The organism is Pseudoalteromonas sp. M58 (assembly GCF_042604605.1).
Taxonomy (GTDB): Bacteria; Pseudomonadota; Gammaproteobacteria; order Enterobacterales; family Alteromonadaceae; genus Pseudoalteromonas; species Pseudoalteromonas tetraodonis.
In genome coordinates this window covers 447106-466172 of the sequence record NZ_CP152390.1, presented here as the reverse complement: position 1 = coordinate 466172, position 19067 = coordinate 447106, and the positions used below count along the sequence as shown (strand labels likewise).

Below are 19067 nucleotides of genomic sequence, written 5' to 3'. Positions count from 1 at the left end.
ACCTGCTAGGTATGGGCACCACTAATTAGTGGTGCGCCCATTCAACTGAATCTAAATCAACACCTTCTTGGTGCATTTCCCAAAGAGGAGACATTTCACGTAAACGGCCAATCGAGTTTTTCATTAGCTCAACGGTGTAATCAATCTCTTCTTCGGTGGTAAAACGGCCAATACTAAAACGAATCGAGCTGTGCGCTAGCTCGTCGTTGCGACCTAATGCACGTAATACGTAAGAAGGCTCTAAACTTGCAGATGTACAGGCTGAACCTGACGATACCGCAATATCTTTAACAGCCATTAATAACGACTCACCTTCAACAAAGTTAAAGCTAATGTTGACAATACCAGGTACTGATTGGTCTTGCGTGCCATTAAAGTACACTTCGTCCATATCTGTTAAAATGCCGTCGATTAGGCGTTTACGCAACGCACTGATGTGTGCGTGATCTTTTTCAAAATCTTGTTTTGCAATTCTAAATGCTGCGCCCATACCCACTAATTGATGAGTTGCTAATGTACCAGAACGCATACCACGTTCATGGCCGCCACCGTGCATTTGTGCTTCTAAACGTGCACGTGGTTTACGACGAACATACAAAGCACCTACGCCTTTAGGGCCGTATACTTTGTGCGCCGAGAATGACATAAAATCTACTTTGGTTTGTTGCACATCGATTAAAACTTTACCCGCGCTTTGTGCTGCATCTACGTGGAACATAATTTTACGTTCGCGACACATTTCACCAATGGTGTTTATATCCTGGATCACACCTAGCTCGTTATTTACATGCATAATACTTACAAGCACGGTGTCGTCACGCATCGTATCTGCTAATTTTTGCAGATCAAGTAGGCCGTTTTCTTCAACGTCCATGTAGGTTACTTCAAACCCTTGACGCTCAAGTTCACGACAAGTGTCGATAACCGCTTTGTGTTCAGTTTTAGCGGTAATAACATGCTTACCTTTTTTCTTGTAAAACTGAGCTGCACCTTTAATAGCAAGGTTATTTGATTCTGTTGCACCCGATGTGAATACAATTTCACGTGGGTCTGCATTAATTAAATCAGCAATGTCAGTACGTGCTTGGTCAACGACTTCTTCAGCTTGCCAACCAAAACGGTGTGAACGCGATGCTGGATTACCAAAATTACCGTCCATAGTCAGGCACTGCATCATTTCTTTGGCAACTCGTTCGTCAACAGGCGTAGTTGCTGCGTAATCTAAATAAATCGGTAACTTCATTTCTCTCTCCGCTGCAGGTCAACCTTAAAGTTGACAGCTTACTTGAATATTTTCCAACTGCTTAATTGCATCATTAACGCTGTTTTCTTGGCGAAGAGCGACCGCTTTAACGTCCGACTTTTCAACCAGTTCAGCTAAGGTAATATTATTTAAAAATTCTTCAATTCGTGCGCTTAAGTCTGACCACAATGTATGGGTTAAACAACGCATGCCACTTTGACAACCAGTATTGCTTCGCTGACACCGTGTAGCGTCAACAGATTCATCTACCGCATTGATAACATCGCCAACTGAAATTACATCGGCCTCACGTCCTAGTAAATAGCCCCCACCAGGACCTCGAACAGAACTCACTAGCCCATTTTTACGTAAACGGGCAAATAACTGCTCAAGATAAGACAAAGAAATTTCTTGGCGCTGCGAAATATCTGCAAGCGCTACAGGGCCTATATTTGCATGTAGTGCAACATCCAGCATGGCTGTAACGGCGTATCTGCCTTTTGATGTTAACTTCATAACGCCCCCCGCACAAAAGAGTGCAAATTTTAATTACCAGAGTAGATTAGTCAAGTATTATCCTGATTGGCTAGCCTCGAATGCCAGCCGATAAACTTGTAATACCCGACTGTTTTGGTCAAGTATTGGGTCTATTGTAATTACCTGAGTAATTTAGTCAAGTATTAGTAGAGCAATAAAGGGCGCTATTTATAACTAATTGCTATTTTATAGACTTATTAATTGAGGTAAGAATACCTCGTAATATGTTCATTTCAGCATCTTCAGGGCGAGCACGATTAAACAAGCGACGTAGCTTTGTCATTACCATGCCTGGGTGCTGCTTAATGATGAAGCCTGTTTTAAACAAAGTGTCTTCAAGATGTTCGTAAAACAGTTCTGTTTGTTTAGACGATGGATATAGGGTGTCGTCTTCTTCTTGAACAGCCTTAGGTTGCTGATTTAAAAACGCCATACGCGTTTCATAACATAAGGTTTGCACAGCCATGGCTAAATTAAGTGAGCTGTATTCTGGGTTAGCAGGAATACACACATGGTAATTACACAGTTGTAATTCTTCATTAGTTAAGCCACTGTTTTCACGGCCAAACACAAGCGCTACAGGGCCGTTTACGGCTTCGCCAACAAGCTTTTCACCACATTCTCTCGGCTCTACCATAGGCCACGACAATGTACGCGAGCGGGCGCTAGTACCAATCGTTAATGCACAGTCAGCAATCGCATCTGCAACGCTATCAACAATAACAGCATTACCTAGTACATCAGTCGCACCTGCAGCAAGCGCACTAGCATGGCTATCTATTTCACAGGCTGGATCAACAAGGTATAACTTTGATAATCCCATGGTTTTCATGGCGCGCGCCGCTGAACCAATGTTACCAGAGTGTGATGTGTTTACTAAAACGATGCGAATATCATCTAAGATCATTACAGTGCTACTTATCGAGTACAAAAAAATTGCGCAAATTCTAGCATGAAAACGCGCTGAGATCCTATATTCAATAGTCGAGATCTAAAAGATCAGTTCGGGGTTCGGGGTTCGGGGTTCGGGGTTCGGGGTTCGGGGTTCGGGGTTCGGGGTTCGGGGTTCGGGGTTCGGGGTTCGGGGTTCGGGGTTCGGGGTTCGGGGTTCGGGGTTCGGGGTTCGGGGTTCGGGGTTCGGGGTTCGGGGTTCGGGGTTCGGCAGGATTGTGTTTGGTATTAATTAAAAAGCAATTCGTCATTTATTTATTCATCACCTAACCCTGATCTGCTTTAATCAAACAGGACACTTTAATAATGGAATATAATCCAATTATTGAGGTGTTAAATGACAAAACGAACAAACAGAAGTTACACAGCAGAATTTAAACAAGAAGCTGTGGCATTGGTAACCGAGCAAGGTTACAGCGTACCTAAGGCAGCAGCGTCTTTAGGTATCACAGATAAATTACTTTATAACTGGAAAGCTAAAGTTGAAGCAGAACAATCTGGTGCCAGTTTGAATGCTGATGAGCGGGCTGAGCTGTTAAGGCTTCGCAAGGAAAATAAAGAGCTAAGGATGGAAAAAGAAATTTTAAAAAAGGCCAGCGCCCTCCTGCTAAAAGAAACCAAGTAACGTTTAAAACGATTAAGCAGTTATCCTCGGTGTTTCCCGTGGTTAAGCTCTGCAAAGTGATGAAAGTAAGCCGCAGTGCTTATTATGCTTGGCTTAAGCGGCCAGCAAAAGTAATTACTGTAGAGCAGCTTAATTTATATCGAAAGGCCAAGTATTTCTTCAAGAAAAGCAGAAATAGCTTAGGCTACCGAGAGCTTAGAAAGAAGTTACGCAGTGAGGGCTTTAGCGTCAGTGATTATGGCGTTCAGAAATTAATGGCAACACTTGGTTTAGTCGTTACTCAACGAGTGGCATACAAGGTAACAACCAAGCGTAAACACAGTGATGCCGTTGCTGATAATCTTTTGAATCAGAACTTTAATCCTGTTGCGCCAAATCAGGTGTGGGCTGGTGATGTGACTTATCTAAGAACTGGCGAAGGTTGGATGTATCTGGCTATCGTCATGGACTTATATTCACGTCGTATTGTTGGTTGGCATATTGATAAACGCATGACGACTGACTTAGTTAGCAAGGCGATGATGAAAGCTTATAACTTACGGCAGCCACCAAAAAGCTTGGTGTTTCACAGTGATAGAGGTTCACAGTACACCAGTAAACAATATCGACAATTACTATGGAGTTATGGCGTCAGAGCCAGTATGGGCGATGTCGGTGCGTGTTGGGATAATGCGGTTGTTGAACGATTCTTCGGCAGCTTAAAACATGATTGGCTGTTGAAAGTTCCGCAACCAATTCGTGAGCATATGAGAAATGATGTGGCAGCGTATATGCGCTATTACAACTTAGAGCGACTTCATACTGCTCATGGTGATCTATCGCCAGTAGAGTATGAGCAAAGTTCCTTAAAAAAAGTGTCCTGATTTAGTTGTGCAGAACAAAATCTGCTGCCATTACAGATGCAGAGCTGAGTGAGGCTGAAACGATTGCAGCAATAGCAAGTACGTGTTTTTTCATTTTCATTGTGTATCTCCTAAATTAATTATTTAGAAAGCTCTATAGTGAGCCCTCTTTTTTAAAGCAAGGAGATTATGTAAGGGTTTCCAAATGTTAAAAACGCTATTGTTGTTAAATCTATTTTGTTAAAAATGAAATAATAAAATTAAACTAATTCTTATTTACAGTGATTACATAAGCTTTAATTAGGTGTATTCACTATTATTTAATATGCTCGTTAATTGCAAAAAGTGAAAAAGAGTTTTGTGTTTTCAACTATCAATTATTCACGTTGTTTTAAATATAGTAGGCCACGTCATAGCAAATATGCTTTGCACCTCTAAAATTAAATACAAGGAAATAGCAATATGAAAGCACATAAAAAATTGAAAATAGCCACTGCTCTAAGTGCAGTACTTACACTTTCTGCTGGTGTTAACGCGGCCGATCAAGTACATACTTCAAAGTGGGGGGCCGATGATGAAATTGGCGCAATGAATTACATTACTCCAAGCTCTGTATTAACAGCATCAAAATTAATAAAACAAGGTAAAGTGTACGGTTTAGGCATGGCGGTAAATAAAGATACCCCAGCGTTTCGTCACCGTTACTTTGAAGTTCATACGTCGCAGCCTGAACCTAAAACATTTGGTACAAATAAATTTACTTATGTCGATGACCAAATTATTGGCTGGACTGGTGTAGGCTCTCAAATTAATGGCCTAGCGCACTATGGCCGCGACAACGTTCATTACAACGGCCATAAAGTATCTGATTTTATGACTGTAACAGGCGTTAAAAAACTCGGTCTAGAGAAAGTCCCACCAATGGTTTCTCGTGGTGTATTATTAGACATGCGTCCTTATTTTAACCAAGATATAGTGAGCGAGGGCACCACCTTTAATAAAAAAGAAATTGACGCAGTAGCCAAACAACAAGGCGTAGATATTCAGAAAGGCGATGTTGTTTTATTTTGTACCGGTTGGTCTGACTTAATGGGTAAAGATAACGAACGTTACCTTGCGGGCGGCCCAGGTATTGATGTTGAAGGTGGTAAGTACCTTGCCGAAAAAGGCGTTATTGCAGTAGGTGCCGATAACTGGTCATCTGAAGCCGTTCCGCATGAAGATCCTAGTCTTTCATTTCCTGTAAACCAAATGATGGCCACTCATTACGGCGTACACGTGCTTGAAAACATTTTGTGTGACGACCTAGCAAAAGATCAAGCCTGGGAATTTATGTTCGTACTTGGCCACCCTCTATACGAAGGCTCTACTCAGGTGCAAATTAACCCTGTCGCTATTTTGTAACACCCATTTAGACATAGTTATTTAACGGCAAACGAGATGCAACCGCACCCTGTTTGCCGTTTTTTTGTGGCTTCCCTCCCCCATTTATACTAGCCAATACCCCATACTCTGAACCCGCATAAAACCTGCCGTTTTAACAGCTTTATTAAACCTACTACTGGGCCCCTTATTTTATTGAAAATAACAAGCCAACATTTTTACTTTTGCATTTTTAACAAAATTGTTTTGAGAAATACGCTGTGTTTCTTCTCCTTAAATTAGATGAAAATTACCCCACATTAATTATTGAGGAACTACAAATGCCTTTAGCATTATTGGCGCTTACACTCAGCGCATTCGCTATAGGAACAACTGAGTTTGTAATTGTTGGCTTAGTACCAACTATTGCAGCAGACTTAGGTGTTTCACTACCATCAGCAGGCTTATTAGTCAGCTTATACGCACTCGGTGTCGCTATTGGAGCGCCAGTGCTAACAGCATTAACCGGTCGTTGGAATCGTAAATCTGTTTTATTAGTTTTAATGGCTTTATTTGTCGCAGGTAACCTACTTGCTTGGCAAGCCCCAAGTTATGAAACCCTAATAGTAGCCCGAATCCTAACAGGATTGGCTCATGGTGTGTTTTTCTCTATTGGTTCAACCATTGCAACGAGCTTAGTTGCTAAAGAAAAAGAAGCCAGCGCAATCGCAATCATGTTTACGGGCTTAACCGTAGCCTTAGTGACCGGTGTGCCTTTAGGTACGTGGATTGGGCAAGAGCTGGGCTGGAGAGCAACATTTTTAATCGTTTCTATATTGGGCTTAATCGCACTTATTGGTAGCGCGATTCTTGTACCATCAAACTTAAAAAAAGCGGTACCGGCAAAAATCTCAGAGCAACTAAAAGTGCTAACACAGCCTAGATTACTTTTAGTTTACGCTATTACAGCTGTTGGCTACGGCGGCACTTTCGTAGCCTTTACCTATTTAGCCCCAATTTTAGAGCAGGTTTCTGGTTTCGAATCCAGTTCAATTGGCTTAATTATGCTTGTTTATGGAGTTTCAGTAGCAATAGGCAATATTTGGGGTGGAAAACTAGCTGACCGCATGGGACCAGTAAAAGCGTTAACAGGTATTTTTAGCGCACTCGCTATCATTCTTTTTGTATTTACATTTACGGCAGGCAATCAAATTGGCGCTGTTTTAACACTACTTATCTGGGGCGCCTTCGCTTTTGGTAACGTACCAGGTCTGCAAGTCTATGTTGTGCAGCTAGCACAAAAACATACGCCTAATGCTGTAGATGTTGCATCAGGTTTAAATATAGCGGCCTTTAATGTCGGTATTGCAATTGGCTCAATCATTGGCGGTGTTGTTGTAGAAGACATGGAGTTAATGGACACCCCTTGGGTGGGCGCATCAATTGTTATATTTGCCATTGTATTAACACGACTATCGGGTTTTCTAGATTCACGCGAACAAGTGAAAGCTATTTAAATTTAATCCCGAATTTTTTCTTCGAAAGAGGCTGATTATGACTATTGATAAATTAAAAAACTTGGGCTTTTCAATTGGTGTTGAACTGCCACTAGACAATGACTGGTCAAGAGATGGCCAACAAAAACGTATTAAAGAAGGCAAGCCTTTTGGTGTACCTGATATGTCACAGCATAAAGAGCGCATTATATTAGCCGATGAGCTTGGCTTTAGTACTGCATGGGTAAGAGACGTGCCACTGTACGACCCTAACTTTGGCGATGCTGCACAAGTATTTGAAGCGTTTACATACTTAGGCTACCTAGCGGGTATTACAAACAATATTTTACTAGGTACTGCGGCTATTGTTCTGCCATTAAGACAGCCTTGGCTTGTGAGAAAATCAGCGAACACAATGGCTGAGCTAAGCAGCAACCGCTTAATTTTAGGTGTAGCAAGTGGTGATAGACCCTCAGAATATCCTTTATTTAATGTTGATTACGCCGCTCGTGGCCAGCTTTTTAGAGAAGCTATTGAGGTGTTAAAGGATGAGTCTGACTCTAAATTACAATCAGGGCAAAAAATATACCCTCAAGTAGCGCAATACCCTATTTACGCCGCAGGCCTTGCACAACAATCGCCGCAATTTATAGGTGAAAACCTCGATGGATGGTTAGCGTATCCAGGTACACCTGACGATCATGTAAAACGTGTAGCTCTATGGCGAAGCGTTGCAGGTGACAAACCTTATGTAAGCTTTATTCATTTAGATTTTGTAGACAACCCAGACGCCCCCATTGAGAGACACCACTTTGGGGTTAGGACCGGAGTCAATGGCTTAATAAAAGAGCTAAACAGCATGAAGGCTGCTGGCGTAGATCATATTGGCCTTCATTTTAGACGCAATGAAATAAATATCGAACAAAGCATGGAAGACATAGCAAAAAATGTCTTACCCGTTTTTCATAAATAAAGGATAACTAATGAACATAAATTTAAACACTATGCCCAAATTAGGTATGGGTACTTTTCGCTTAGAAGACGAAGTGGCTTACAACTCTGTAAAAATGGCGTTAGAAGTTGGGTATAAGCATATAGATACTGCACAAATTTATGGCAACGAAGCGCAAGTAGGCCAAGCTATTAGCGACAGCGGCATACCTAGAGCCGATATTTTTATTACTACAAAAGTATGGAATGCTAACTTAAACAAAGCATCATTCATTGATAGTGTTAAAGAAAGCCTAAGTAAACTGCAAACTGATTATGTAGATTTGTTATTGATACACTGGCCATCTCCAGAGAACGATGAACCGATGGAAGAATATTTAGGTGAGCTAGTTAAAGCTAAAGAGCTAGGCCTTGCTAAAAATATTGGCGTATCAAATTTCACTATTGATTTGCTTAAACAGGCTATGGCTATTTTGCCTAACGGTGAAATTTTTACTAACCAAGTAGAAGTACACCCTTACTTAACAAACGAGTCATTACGCGAATTTTGCAGTGAAAATAACATTCATGTGACAGGTTATATGCCATTTGCTGTTGGTAAAGTTCTCAAAGATAAAACCATCATTGAGATTGCCAATAGTCATAATAAGGCGCCTTCTGAGGTTGTTATTGCGTGGGCACTTGCGAATGGATTAACAACGATTCCTTCATCAACTAAAAGAAGTAATCTGATTACAAATTTAGCTGGCCCTGATTTAACACTTAGTGCTAAAGAAATAACCGCAATTGATCAATTAAATAAAAACGATCGCCAAGCATCACCTGACTTTTCTCCACAGTGGGATAACTAAAATGAACAGCTGCGATTTAGCGTGGCAGTTTGAAGAGGCAGGCTCACCCCTGCTTCTATCTTCAATTGCGCCACCTTTAAACATAAACGAAAATGAAATTGTTGTTTTAAATAAAGCAATGGGTATAAACCCTGTTGATTGGAAATTTATAAAAGCCAATCCACTAGCTTGGCCGCCCGGTTTTACACCCGGTGTGGATGGCGCTGGAATTGTTATTGAAACAGGCGCAAGCGTACCTAAAGAGTTTATAGGCAGCTCGGTTTGTTATCATCAATCGCTGCTTTTACCTGGCAGTTTTGCAACATACACAGTGTTAAAATTTCAACGAGTAATGAGACTCCCGCAAAGCTTTTCTTTATCTAAAGCTGCAAGCTTACCGTGCCCCATGCTCACTGCAATACAGGCATTTAATAAATTGCCAAGCATGCAAAATAAAAAGGTGTTGGTCTCTGGTTTTGGTGCAGTCACCAAAATCCTTATACAGCTGCTTCATAAAAATGGTGTTAAAATCGATTTACTCAGCCCAAGTGCGAATAAAACAGAGGCCTTATCACTTGGTGTAAATAAAGTGCTGAGGGAGCAAAGCCGATGTCAGCAACAATACCACGCCGTATTCGATGCTAAAGGCCAACAAAGTGCTACTAAACTTGCAAGCTACCTTAAAGCTAATGGCCACTTAGTCTGTATTCAGGATAGAATTGAGGAACCGCTGTTTCCTGCATTTACCAACTCAATCTCTTATCATGAAGTTGCTCTTGGCTCTTTGCACAGTTATGGCGATGAGCAAGACTGGGCTGAACTCATAAAAGAGGGTGAGGCATTAATAAGCCAGTTAGATAACCAAACTCTAATCACTGATACACCTAAAGTATTTCCATTTGAAAAACTTAATGAGGCACTTACTTTTAGTGAACAATCAAACGCTAAAACCGTAGTTAGCCAAAGTGCGTTATAACGCTTGTTTATGGAGATCGCTTTTAATCGCGAACTCCATAAATCACATCCAAACTAAGCCTAGTAATTTAAACTTTTTTATTCGCTTTCACATTTTGCGCTTGTTCAAATATTTCTTTATATACTTCATCGCGGCTAATTGGTGGGAATTTAAATTTAGCGAGTATTAAAATCAGCTCTACTTTTAAAGCTGATTTAATATCGTCGCGGTGGTTCCAATCTACAAATTTTACCTTGTCGTCTACAATTACTTTTACCGCTTGGGCAAGCTCAATGAGCTTATCTTCGGGGTAGTCAAAGTCGTACTTAACCGCTAACATTTTTAGGGCGTCGTAAAAGCCTTTTTCTTCAATATCAATACCTAGCTCATCGCCGGCGTTCATTTCGTCGCGTACGCTGTAAATCATATCAACCATGCTTTCTATTAAGTTTAAAGCTGCTTTACAAAAACAACTGAGTATTAAGCCTCTCTTTAAGAAAGTTAATGAAAGAGCTAACACGACTAGACACTACGGAATTCTTGTAATACACAGCGTTAATTGATTGCATAGACTCAATTGTCACATCAGCAAAAAGTTGAACTAATTCTGAGTTTTGTCTTTCTGTTGCTGTCATAAAATCTGACAAACAAGCAATACCAACTCCTTCTAGTGCAAGTTTTTTTACTGTTTCTCCGCTTGAGGCTTTTATACTAGTGTTCACATGAAATAGCTTTTTTTCGGAATCTAATATAAGCCAGTAGTTTAATTTTTCTAGATTGCTGAAACCAATTAGAGAATGGTTTTTTAAATCCTGGATTGAGGTTGGTACACCATGCCGGCTAAGGTAATTTGGGCTTGCTAAAATGCGTATTTGACTTTTGGCTATAAGCGCAGCGTGCAGTGTCGAATCTTGTAACTCACCAATACGAATTGCGACATCAGTGCGCTTTTCTAAAAGATCTATTACTTGATCATTATTGTTGAGCTCTAATTGTATGTGGGGATATTTGTGAACGAACTCTTTAATTAGAGGTGCGATAACATTTAGCATAAATGGTGTTGCTGCATCTACACGTAACCTACCTGAAGGCATCCCTTTTTTTAAAGCCAACATTTCTTCAGCCTCATTGATATCATCGAGGATTTTTCTAACTTTTTCTAGATAGGCTTGTCCTTCAATCGTTAGCTCCATTTTGCGTGTTGTTCTACTTATCAATGTTGTACCTAACTTTTCTTCAAGCCTAGATAAACTCCGGCTTACTGCAGAAACTGTTAAGTCTAACTTATCAGCGGCGTGACTAATGGTTCCACAATCAATTACCGCAACAAAGGTATTTAATTCGTCTAAAGTAGCTTTCATTGTTGATAATAATTCAAATATAATTTTACTTACTGTGCCTTAATGTAAATAAAATTACCAGCTAATATGTATGTCTTATTTATACTAAATAACTATACGAGGTAATGATTATGGCAGTACCATCTTTCGGAGTGGGTACATTTAGGTTAACAGGTGATGTTGTTATTGAATCAGTAAGCAATGCGATAGAGCTTGGCTACAGGGCTATTGACACAGCCCAAATATATCAGAATGAAAGTGATATTGGTAAAGCACTAAAACGTGCAGATATAAATAGGAGTGACTTATATATAACTACTAAAGTGTGGGTAGACAATTACGAAAGAGATAAGCTGATTCAAAGTGTCAAAGAGAGCATTACAAAACTCGGGGTTGAATATCTGGATCTTGTTCTTATTCATTGGCCAGCACCTACAAGCAACGTTGCAATTGAAGAGTACCTCTTAGCCTTAGCTGAAGCTAAACGTTTAGGATTAACAAAAGAAATTGGCGTATCAAATTTTACTATTGAACTTATCGATAAAGCTGTTGATATTTTGGGCGCAGAAAATATTGCTACAAACCAAATAGAACTAAGCCCTTACTTACAGAATAATAAGCTCGTAGATCATATGAAAACTTTAGGTATAAAGGTTACTTCATACATGACACTGGCATATGGCAGTGTATTAAATGACTCTACTATTAATGACTTAGCATCAGAGTTACAAATCACCCCCGCTCAGCTTACATTAGCTTGGGCATTACATAAGGGTTATGCCGTTATTCCATCTTCCACAAAACGAGAGAATTTAGCGAGTAACTTGCAGGCGCTGAAAATTGTTTTGGATGAGAAAACGGTTCAGCTCATTGATAACTTGGAAAGAGATGGCCGACTAGTTAACCCAGAAGGGCTAGCACCAGAGTGGGATATATAAGATGCAAAAAATTAAAACTCTTTCATTATCAATTTTAGTCAGTTTTAATGCTTTGGCTAATGATTGGACTTCCTCAGAATTTGGCCAGAACGATGAAATTGGAGCTGCTAATTTATTAACTTCAAGTTTAGTAAAGCAAGCGGTAGATCTCGTTAGCACTGGTAAAGTTTACTCTTTAGCTGTTCCCGTTAGTAAAGATTTACCCGCTTTTAGACATAGATCTTTCAATCTTTACAATGTACAACCTGAAGGTCAAGCAGGTAAAACATTGGGTGTAAATAAATTTACATTTAATGATGAGCTTGTAAATGGATGGACTGGAATTGGGACTCAGCTAAACGGTATTGGCCATATAGGTATTGATAATGTTTACTATAATGGTAATAAAGCTGAAGATTTTGTCACTGTTGAAGGTGTAACTAAATTAGGTATAGAAAAAGTACCACCTATAGTAACGCGAGGAGTCGTTTTAGATATGACATCTCACTTTAATACCCCGGTGGTTGATGGAGGTACTGTCATTACAGTTAAAGATATTAAAGCGGTACTAGCCAAGCAGAAGATAACTATCAATGAAGGCGATGTTGTTTTATTTAATACCGGATGGTTAAACCTTATTGGCAAAGATAATAAAAAATTTTTAGAGACTGAGCCTGGTATCGATATGGAAGCAGCTGCTTGGCTAGCTAATAAGAAGATTGTAGCGTTTGGTGGTGATACTTGGGCTTCTGAGGTTTACCCTAACCCTAAGGGGCTAGAATTTCCTGTCAATCAGTTCATGTTAGCTAAGAAAGGGATTTATAACCTTGAATTGATAGATACAAGAGAGCTACTAAAAGACGGTATTTTCGAATTTTTATTCGTACTTGGTCATCCTCTATATAAAGGATCGACCCAAGTTAATATAAACCCAATCGCTATAAGGTGAAATATATGTCAAAATTCTTTGCAGAAAAGTTCGTTACTGTCTCATATGACGGTTTAGTTGCTACAAATAAATATAATACTGATGCCTCTCAAGTTGAATATGAGATTATTGAAGGACCAGGTAAGGGCTCAAAGGGAAAATCTTCATGTGAGTGGAACGAGGTATCTGAAGGCGTATATTTAATCTCGTGGCAAGAAGATTCGGGAGCCACAGTGGTTCATTTAGATGACTTTAAAAAGGGTACATCAATGACTTTTTTCTCAACGGCTAATAATGAGTTTTATAGGCTTAAAGGTACACTCGTAGTGAAAGATAATGGCTTATCGAGCTAAGCTCGATAAGGACACATATTCTATTTAGATACTATGATTTTACCGAAGCTAAATAAACAGCCACATCTATTGATGTGGCTGTTTATTAATATTTTTTATATTTACTTTAACCTAGATGGCTAGCTATAGCTTCCATTCATTAAACTTTTAACCCTAAAATGTATGTCATCAATTGCTAACTATGGCTAGATTAAAAACAATGACAATTATTTTCTTTAAGGAATCTCTATCTTAAATTTGAGATATGTAGTTAAAAGTATACGTGCTAGCGTACCAGTAGCTATAAAAGCTAAATTCTATATTAAACGGTGCCATTACAATGCTAGATCTAAAGCAACTTCATTATTTTATAACTGTGGCAGAATTAGAACATGTCGGCAAAGCCGCAGAAGTGCTGTTCATATCTCAGTCCCCATTAAGCAGACAAATATCTCAATTAGAAGATAGACTTGGCTTAATATTATTCGAAAGAAAAGCAAAGCGAATAATTCTGACAACAGACGGACATACTTTCCTTAAAGAGGCAAAAGCTCTTTTAACACATGCTACTCGTTTAGAGTCACTAGGAAAACGGTTGGGAAAAGGTGAAGAGGGTGGACTATGTATCGGGTACGTTAATAGCGCAATGTTCTCAAATATATTGCCGTCTAAGCTTCGAGAGTTAAGAAAAACGAAACCGAAAATTCATACAGCTTTATACCACTTGAAAAGTGACAAGCAATTCGAAGGGTTGATTCAAAGAAGTCTTGATATTGCAATTGTAGATGAGCTGTTAGAAAAACATACCACTATTAAATTTTCAAAAATTTATGAAGATCCAATGGTACTTGTTGTTGCTGACGACCATCATTTTACCAAAAAAGAAACTATTACCGAGGTAGATCTAAGCGAGGAGCTTTGGCTGACAGTAAAAGGTCCGTACAAAAAAGGCTTTATCAATGAGTGCGCTAAGAAAGGGTTTTCTCCTAATATCTTGATCGAAGTAGATGATCCTGTCAGTGCCCTTGGCTTGGTTGCTGCTGGCAATGGGATTACAATGATTCAGGAGAGCTTGAAACAACAACTACCAAAGAATGTAGTAACTATTAAACTCAATGCACTAAATTTCTCTATTACTCTATGGGTCGCTTGGCATGCTGAAATACTGAGACCGATAGTAAGAGAATTTAGAGAGCAACTAATGAGTTAGCTATACCGTACAACCTTAGCCTTCAACTATTGAAACATTAAAAACCCCAATACAAGATGAATGTACTGGGGTTAGTGATTTCTTAGACGAAATTATTGCTTAACTCCTTTAGACCGTCTGAATATATAGTAGTAAACAGTTCAATCACATCAGAATCTTTTACGCTGTCGTCAGCCATGAATGAACCAAACCACGTTACTTGGCAGCTTTTATCATCTATAGCTTTTACACTTATAGTTGAAAGGTAGCTACTCACTGGCAATGGCGCGTTAATAATTGAATAGCTGTAAAACGTTTTATCTTCGCTAAAGCCTTCTAACCTTTCAATGATTTTATCACCTTTATGGCTTTGCAATGTTCGAACTCTACCACCTTCAGAAAGCTTACTTTCCCGAATGAACGGTAACCAATCTGGCAGGCTATTAAATCCACCAATTAGCTCCCATACATCGTTAGAGGGAGCTATTATTACAGTTTGAGCTTGAGCTTTTAGCATGTCGTTCTCCCTACTTAGTTGGTGTTGGAGCGAGTTCAGAAATAACACCCTCACGCTTTAATTCAAGCCATAGTTCATGAGGCACTTTTTCTTCTAAGGCTGAGATATCTTCAGCAATTCTAGAAGGTTTACTTGCACCAGGAATAACTGAGCTAACCGCATCATTGGCTAATACAAACTGGAGTGCTACAGCTTTAATACTGACCGAAAATTTCTCGCAAACTGCTTTTATTTTAGCTACTTTGTTAACAATATGAGTAGGAGCTTTTTGATATTCGAAATTAGACCCCCCTGCTAAAATGCCGGAGCTATATGGACCTCCGACAATAATATCAACTTTTTGTGCTGCGGCTTTAGGCATCAGACGTTGTAGTGCCAATTCATGATCTAACAGTGTATACCTTCCTGCTAGTAAAAATGCATCAGGTTTATCTTCTTCAAGATTTAAAGCAAGTTCAATTGGTTCAACTTTATTTACACCTAAACCCCAAGATTTAATAACACCTTCTTTTTTTAAATCAGCTAATACTTTAAATGCCCCATTTCTGGCCTCTTCAAATTTAGCTAACCAATTGTCGCCATAAAAGTCTTGTGCAATATCATGTACATAGACAATATCTAAGCTATCTGTGTCTAATCGTTTTAAGCTATCTTCAATAGATCTTAAAGTTGCACTAGCAGTATAATCATTAACAACTCTATTCTTCCTTCCATGCTCAAATAAAGCGCCTTTTTCACCGAACTCTTGAGACTCAACCTCCTCATCGAGGATAATACGACCAACCTTTGAACTTAATGTATATTCATCACGATTATAGTTTTTAAGCACTTGTCCCAATCTTATTTCTGCTAAACCAGCGCCATAAAATGGTGCTGTATCGAAATAACGGATACCCTGATTCCAAGCTTCTGTTATAGTGGCTAATGCCTCTTCCTCCGGTATATTTCTAAACATATTGCCTAAAGGAGCAGTTCCAAAACCTAACTTTTGATTTTCTAACAATTTACTTTTCATACTTAAACCTAATTTATTACTAAGAAGTAAGGCGATCATACAGCTCCCCAATTTGGTGTCTAAGACTTAATTGGCGCTAGTTGAGTCCTTACTTGCATTAATTAAATAGGGTCCATAGGAAAGTAGAGATGATCAGACGACGGACTAATATATTTTGTAGGATCCCTATTTACCGTAGATAGTGTAAATTAAGACTTGCTCTTTTATTCCACCTAACCAGAACTTAGGTTATACAGTTTATTTTACTATTTCGAACTTTCGACCTGTGAGCATATGTTCAGGATCTAATGCATTTGGGTTGTATGATGAGCTTTTGATTACCCCATAAATTTCAATATCTTTAATGTCTTGTTTAAAAGGATTTTTTGATTTTAGTTTTTCCTTATCATTAAAAAAATCAAACTTGTCATAAGCAGTAATAAAATGTTTATTTTCAAGATACTCATTACAACTTAGTGCTAATTTTAAAGCCTCCAACAGTAGATGTTTAAGAGCTCGATTCTCACCTCGACATGCAGCAAACAACGCTATTGTGGTATTTTTACTTTCAAGCTTAGGAGGTACATCAAATGGCATTTTCTTAGCTAACCCCATCAAATATTGGCGAAAGTACTTGCTGTCATTTTTTAGGCTAAAGTATTCAAGTTTTCTTTTTCTAACTAAGCGAGAAGCCCATTGAGGTTCTTCAGCTATTTTTGCAGCCCAAGGCATACCAACCAGTACTATTGGCACTTTGGCTTCTTCACTAATAAACTTTAACCCATTTGCAATTTGTTGTCGTTCTTGTACGCTTTTAAACTCTATTAACTCCTGAAACTCATTAATGATGAGTAGCTCTACTTGAGCTTTAATTATGTCAAACTATGGTTGTATTATGTCAAACTATGGTTGCAGCGACACTTTAACCTTTAACCTAAACCATCGCGGCTTTTACATATACATCAAAGCGGTTCTTTTTAGTTTTGATTTGCATGCTTGGAGTTTTATCATTTAAAAATGGTGCGTAATCGGGGCGTTTAACCACCACACGTTTGCTGGCAAGGGGGTAGGCAAACTCGAGTAAATCATCGGCGTCGGTATCGCCACCTACTAATTCTTGGAATACGCGCATTTCTTTTTTAACCAATGCTGATTTTTCACGGTGCGGAAACATAGGATCTAAATACACTACATCGGGCACGCTGTCACATTGAGCAAGTAAGGTATGGCTTGAGCCAAATATTAAGCTCATATTTTGCTGCATCCATGGGCCAATTTCACTATCGTTATAAGCACGTTGTAAACCGTCATATAACAGCGCGGCAACCACGGGGTGGCGCTCATGCAAAATCACTTTACAGCCTAGCGAGGCTAAAACAAAACCATCACGTCCAAGCCCTGCGGTTGCATCGAGTACCACTGGCGTTGCGCCCTTATTAAGACCAACGGCTTTAGCAATTGATTGCCCTTTACCACCACCAAATTTACGCCTATGTGCAACAGCACCAGTTACAAAGTCTACGTTAATTGCACCTAGTTTAGGCTCATCAGTTTTATATAGGCTTAGTCCTTTATCATCGTAATGCAAACTAAAGCCACGGCTTTGCTCCGCCCATTGAGCAAGCCCAAAGCGTGTTTCTAACTCATTCAAATATGGCCGACACTCTTTAAACGCACACTGTATAACCACTTCACACTCCGATGATAAATTTCACCGCTATTATACCCAAACAGCAGCAATATACGAAGTTCGCAAGGTGTATAGTTTAAAACAACTCAATATCGTTATTTTCACTCTCAGATTCTGGCTGCGCTTGTTGTTTACTTAGTTGTGTTTGAGTAATTAAGTCATCACGCTGTTGAGTAGTTGTTTTTAGTTGGTGCTTAATAAACGCTAAATCATTAGTGGTTGCAACCAGCTGCTGTGATGTATGGCTAAGCTGAGTTATTTGCTCATTAAGCTGCGAAGCTGGTAAGTCATTTTGTGTTTGCATTAACGATTGGAGTTGCTCGAGCTGCTCTGTAAGCTGGCTAATCGCATTCGTTTGCATGGCGTTTTGATTTTTAAGCTGGGCAACAATATCTTTAAAAGCAAGGGTTAGCTCATTGTCGCGCATTAGTCGATATTGGTGCTGCTGTATAGTAACTACTTTTTCGTTAGTTACTTCTAAAATATGCGGAAATAAATCTTTATAGCGACCATACAGTGATGGCGTATCTATTGGCATATTTTTAATTAACAGTGAAATATTAGGGTAATTAATAATAGTACTATGACCAATATCAACAAAGCGCTCTGCATTTTTATGCTGCATGAGTAGCTCTTGCTCTAATGGGCATACGCCCGTCTCTTGGCTATAAAACACTCCCTGGTTATTTTGCCAAAAAACAACCACGACATTGAGGTGTAATGGCGTAAAAAAGCCTAAAAAGTATTCACTTAATAGTTCTAAGTTATCAGCATGGTAGCTTTGACAAACAAAGCGCATAATGCGCCCCATGTCACCGGTTTCAATCATCGCCATTTCAGCTGTTTTATTGGCCTTTGCTATATCATACTGCAGTGCTGCGCATTGCTTGCGGTACTGGTAAAGAATTTTAATACGTGCCATCAGCTCCTGTGCGTTAAAAGGCTTTAAAATGTAGTCTGCCCCGCCAACACTGAAGCCTTTAATACGTTCAGCCTGCCCTACTTTGGATGATAAAAACATCACGGGGATATCTGTTGTGGCTTTATTTTGTTTAATACTTTGGCAGACTTCATAACCAGACATTCCTGGCATTTCAACATCAAGCAAAATAATATCAGGGTTATATTTATTTGCTTGTCTTATGCCATCTTCACCATTTTTGGCATGGAGCACTTTACAAAACCCAGCTAAAGACTCTTCAATAATATGGTGCATTAATTTATCGTCATCAATTGCCAGTATTAACTTTGCCATGCGTTAGTCCCTTTTAGTACTTTGTTCAAAGCATAGTACGCTATGTTGAAACTACTAAAATTTATTCAAAATATTCTTTAACAACACTGTGTTTTAGGCAATAAAAAAGCGCC

The 19067-nt window shown here is 39.2% G+C and carries 20 protein-coding genes; 10 read left to right on the top strand and 10 right to left on the bottom strand.

What is annotated here, in order from left to right:
- Window positions 1–25: 25 nt before the first annotated feature.
- The 3 genes from AAGD16_RS02170 to trmJ form a co-directional block, all read right to left on the bottom strand.
- Entirely contained in the window at window positions 26–1243 is a 1218-nt protein-coding gene (locus AAGD16_RS02170) for an IscS subfamily cysteine desulfurase (RefSeq protein WP_008113922.1), read from the bottom strand.
- Window positions 1244–1267: 24 nt separating this feature from the next.
- Window positions 1268–1759 (bottom strand): Fe-S cluster assembly transcriptional regulator IscR, encoded by a 492-nt coding sequence (iscR, locus tag AAGD16_RS02165; RefSeq protein WP_008113921.1) that lies wholly within the window; start codon window positions 1757–1759, stop codon window positions 1268–1270.
- Window positions 1760–1961: 202 nt separating this feature from the next.
- Window positions 1962–2687 (bottom strand): tRNA (cytosine(32)/uridine(32)-2'-O)-methyltransferase TrmJ, encoded by a 726-nt coding sequence (gene trmJ, locus AAGD16_RS02160; protein ID WP_013463999.1) that lies wholly within the window; start codon window positions 2685–2687, stop codon window positions 1962–1964.
- A gap of 381 nt (window positions 2688–3068) precedes the next feature.
- Between trmJ and AAGD16_RS02155 the strand changes: the two genes are divergently transcribed.
- From AAGD16_RS02155 to AAGD16_RS02130, 6 genes are all read left to right on the top strand, one after another.
- Window positions 3069–4219, top strand: a protein-coding gene (locus AAGD16_RS02155; protein WP_273180556.1) for an IS3 family transposase whose coding sequence is annotated in 2 segments (ribosomal slippage) — window positions 3069–3339 and window positions 3339–4219 — 1152 coding nt in all. Because the reading frame shifts where the segments join, the coding sequence is not laid out codon by codon here.
- 441 nt (window positions 4220–4660) lie between these two features.
- On the top strand, window positions 4661–5602 hold the full coding sequence (locus tag AAGD16_RS02150; protein ID WP_377113326.1) for a cyclase family protein: 942 nt from the start codon (window positions 4661–4663) through the stop codon (window positions 5600–5602).
- Window positions 5603–5901: 299 nt separating this feature from the next.
- On the top strand, window positions 5902–7077 hold the full coding sequence (locus AAGD16_RS02145; protein WP_058154130.1) for an MFS transporter: 1176 nt from the start codon (window positions 5902–5904) through the stop codon (window positions 7075–7077).
- Window positions 7078–7114: 37 nt separating this feature from the next.
- Window positions 7115–8029, top strand: a complete 915-nt coding sequence (locus tag AAGD16_RS02140; RefSeq protein ID WP_215521921.1) for an LLM class flavin-dependent oxidoreductase — start codon at window positions 7115–7117, stop codon at window positions 8027–8029.
- A 10-nt stretch (window positions 8030–8039) separates the two neighbouring features.
- Window positions 8040–8858: a 2,5-didehydrogluconate reductase DkgB gene (gene dkgB / locus AAGD16_RS02135; protein ID WP_215521920.1), complete on the top strand. Its 819-nt coding sequence runs from the start codon at window positions 8040–8042 to the stop codon at window positions 8856–8858.
- A gap of 1 nt (window position 8859) precedes the next feature.
- Entirely contained in the window at window positions 8860–9813 is a 954-nt protein-coding gene (locus tag AAGD16_RS02130) for an alcohol dehydrogenase catalytic domain-containing protein (protein ID WP_215521919.1), read from the top strand.
- A gap of 67 nt (window positions 9814–9880) precedes the next feature.
- Here AAGD16_RS02130 and AAGD16_RS02125 read toward each other — a convergent pair whose 3' ends face one another.
- The gene (locus tag AAGD16_RS02125; RefSeq protein ID WP_244186368.1) at window positions 9881–10228 is read right to left on the bottom strand and encodes a type I restriction enzyme endonuclease domain-containing protein; all 348 of its coding nucleotides are present in this window, start codon (window positions 10226–10228) and stop codon (window positions 9881–9883) included.
- A gap of 25 nt (window positions 10229–10253) precedes the next feature.
- Entirely contained in the window at window positions 10254–11153 is a 900-nt protein-coding gene (locus AAGD16_RS02120) for a LysR substrate-binding domain-containing protein (protein WP_377113319.1), read from the bottom strand.
- Between the two features lie 110 nt (window positions 11154–11263).
- Here AAGD16_RS02120 and dkgB (AAGD16_RS02115) point away from each other — a divergent pair, with 110 nt between their 5' ends.
- The 4 genes from dkgB (AAGD16_RS02115) (at window position 11264) to AAGD16_RS02100 (ending at window position 14519) form a co-directional block, all read left to right on the top strand.
- Window positions 11264–12070, top strand: coding sequence for a 2,5-didehydrogluconate reductase DkgB (dkgB, locus tag AAGD16_RS02115; protein WP_029609932.1), 807 nt, complete (start codon window positions 11264–11266; stop codon window positions 12068–12070).
- 1 nt (window position 12071) lies between these two features.
- On the top strand, window positions 12072–12998 hold the full coding sequence (locus AAGD16_RS02110; RefSeq protein ID WP_016899540.1) for a cyclase family protein: 927 nt from the start codon (window positions 12072–12074) through the stop codon (window positions 12996–12998).
- 5 nt (window positions 12999–13003) lie between these two features.
- Window positions 13004–13330, top strand: a complete 327-nt coding sequence (locus AAGD16_RS02105; protein WP_016899539.1) for a hypothetical protein — start codon at window positions 13004–13006, stop codon at window positions 13328–13330.
- Between the two features lie 319 nt (window positions 13331–13649).
- Window positions 13650–14519, top strand: coding sequence for a LysR family transcriptional regulator (locus AAGD16_RS02100; protein WP_016899538.1), 870 nt, complete (start codon window positions 13650–13652; stop codon window positions 14517–14519).
- A gap of 82 nt (window positions 14520–14601) precedes the next feature.
- Here the strand turns inward: AAGD16_RS02100 and AAGD16_RS02095 are convergent, their stop codons facing one another.
- The 5 genes from AAGD16_RS02095 to AAGD16_RS02075 form a co-directional block, all read right to left on the bottom strand.
- On the bottom strand, window positions 14602–15015 hold the full coding sequence (locus AAGD16_RS02095) for an SRPBCC family protein (RefSeq protein WP_273001652.1): 414 nt from the start codon (window positions 15013–15015) through the stop codon (window positions 14602–14604).
- A gap of 10 nt (window positions 15016–15025) precedes the next feature.
- The gene (locus AAGD16_RS02090) at window positions 15026–16069 is read right to left on the bottom strand and encodes an aldo/keto reductase (RefSeq protein ID WP_016900269.1); all 1044 of its coding nucleotides are present in this window, start codon (window positions 16067–16069) and stop codon (window positions 15026–15028) included.
- A gap of 198 nt (window positions 16070–16267) precedes the next feature.
- Entirely contained in the window at window positions 16268–16834 is a 567-nt protein-coding gene (locus tag AAGD16_RS02085; RefSeq protein ID WP_377114754.1) for a TniB family NTP-binding protein, read from the bottom strand.
- A 109-nt stretch (window positions 16835–16943) separates the two neighbouring features.
- The gene (locus AAGD16_RS02080; protein WP_273001716.1) at window positions 16944–17699 is read right to left on the bottom strand and encodes a class I SAM-dependent methyltransferase; all 756 of its coding nucleotides are present in this window, start codon (window positions 17697–17699) and stop codon (window positions 16944–16946) included.
- A 76-nt stretch (window positions 17700–17775) separates the two neighbouring features.
- Complete coding sequence (locus AAGD16_RS02075; protein WP_013463997.1) at window positions 17776–18954, bottom strand: PleD family two-component system response regulator; 1179 nt, start codon at window positions 18952–18954, stop codon at window positions 17776–17778.
- Window positions 18955–19067: the final 113 nt, after the last annotated feature.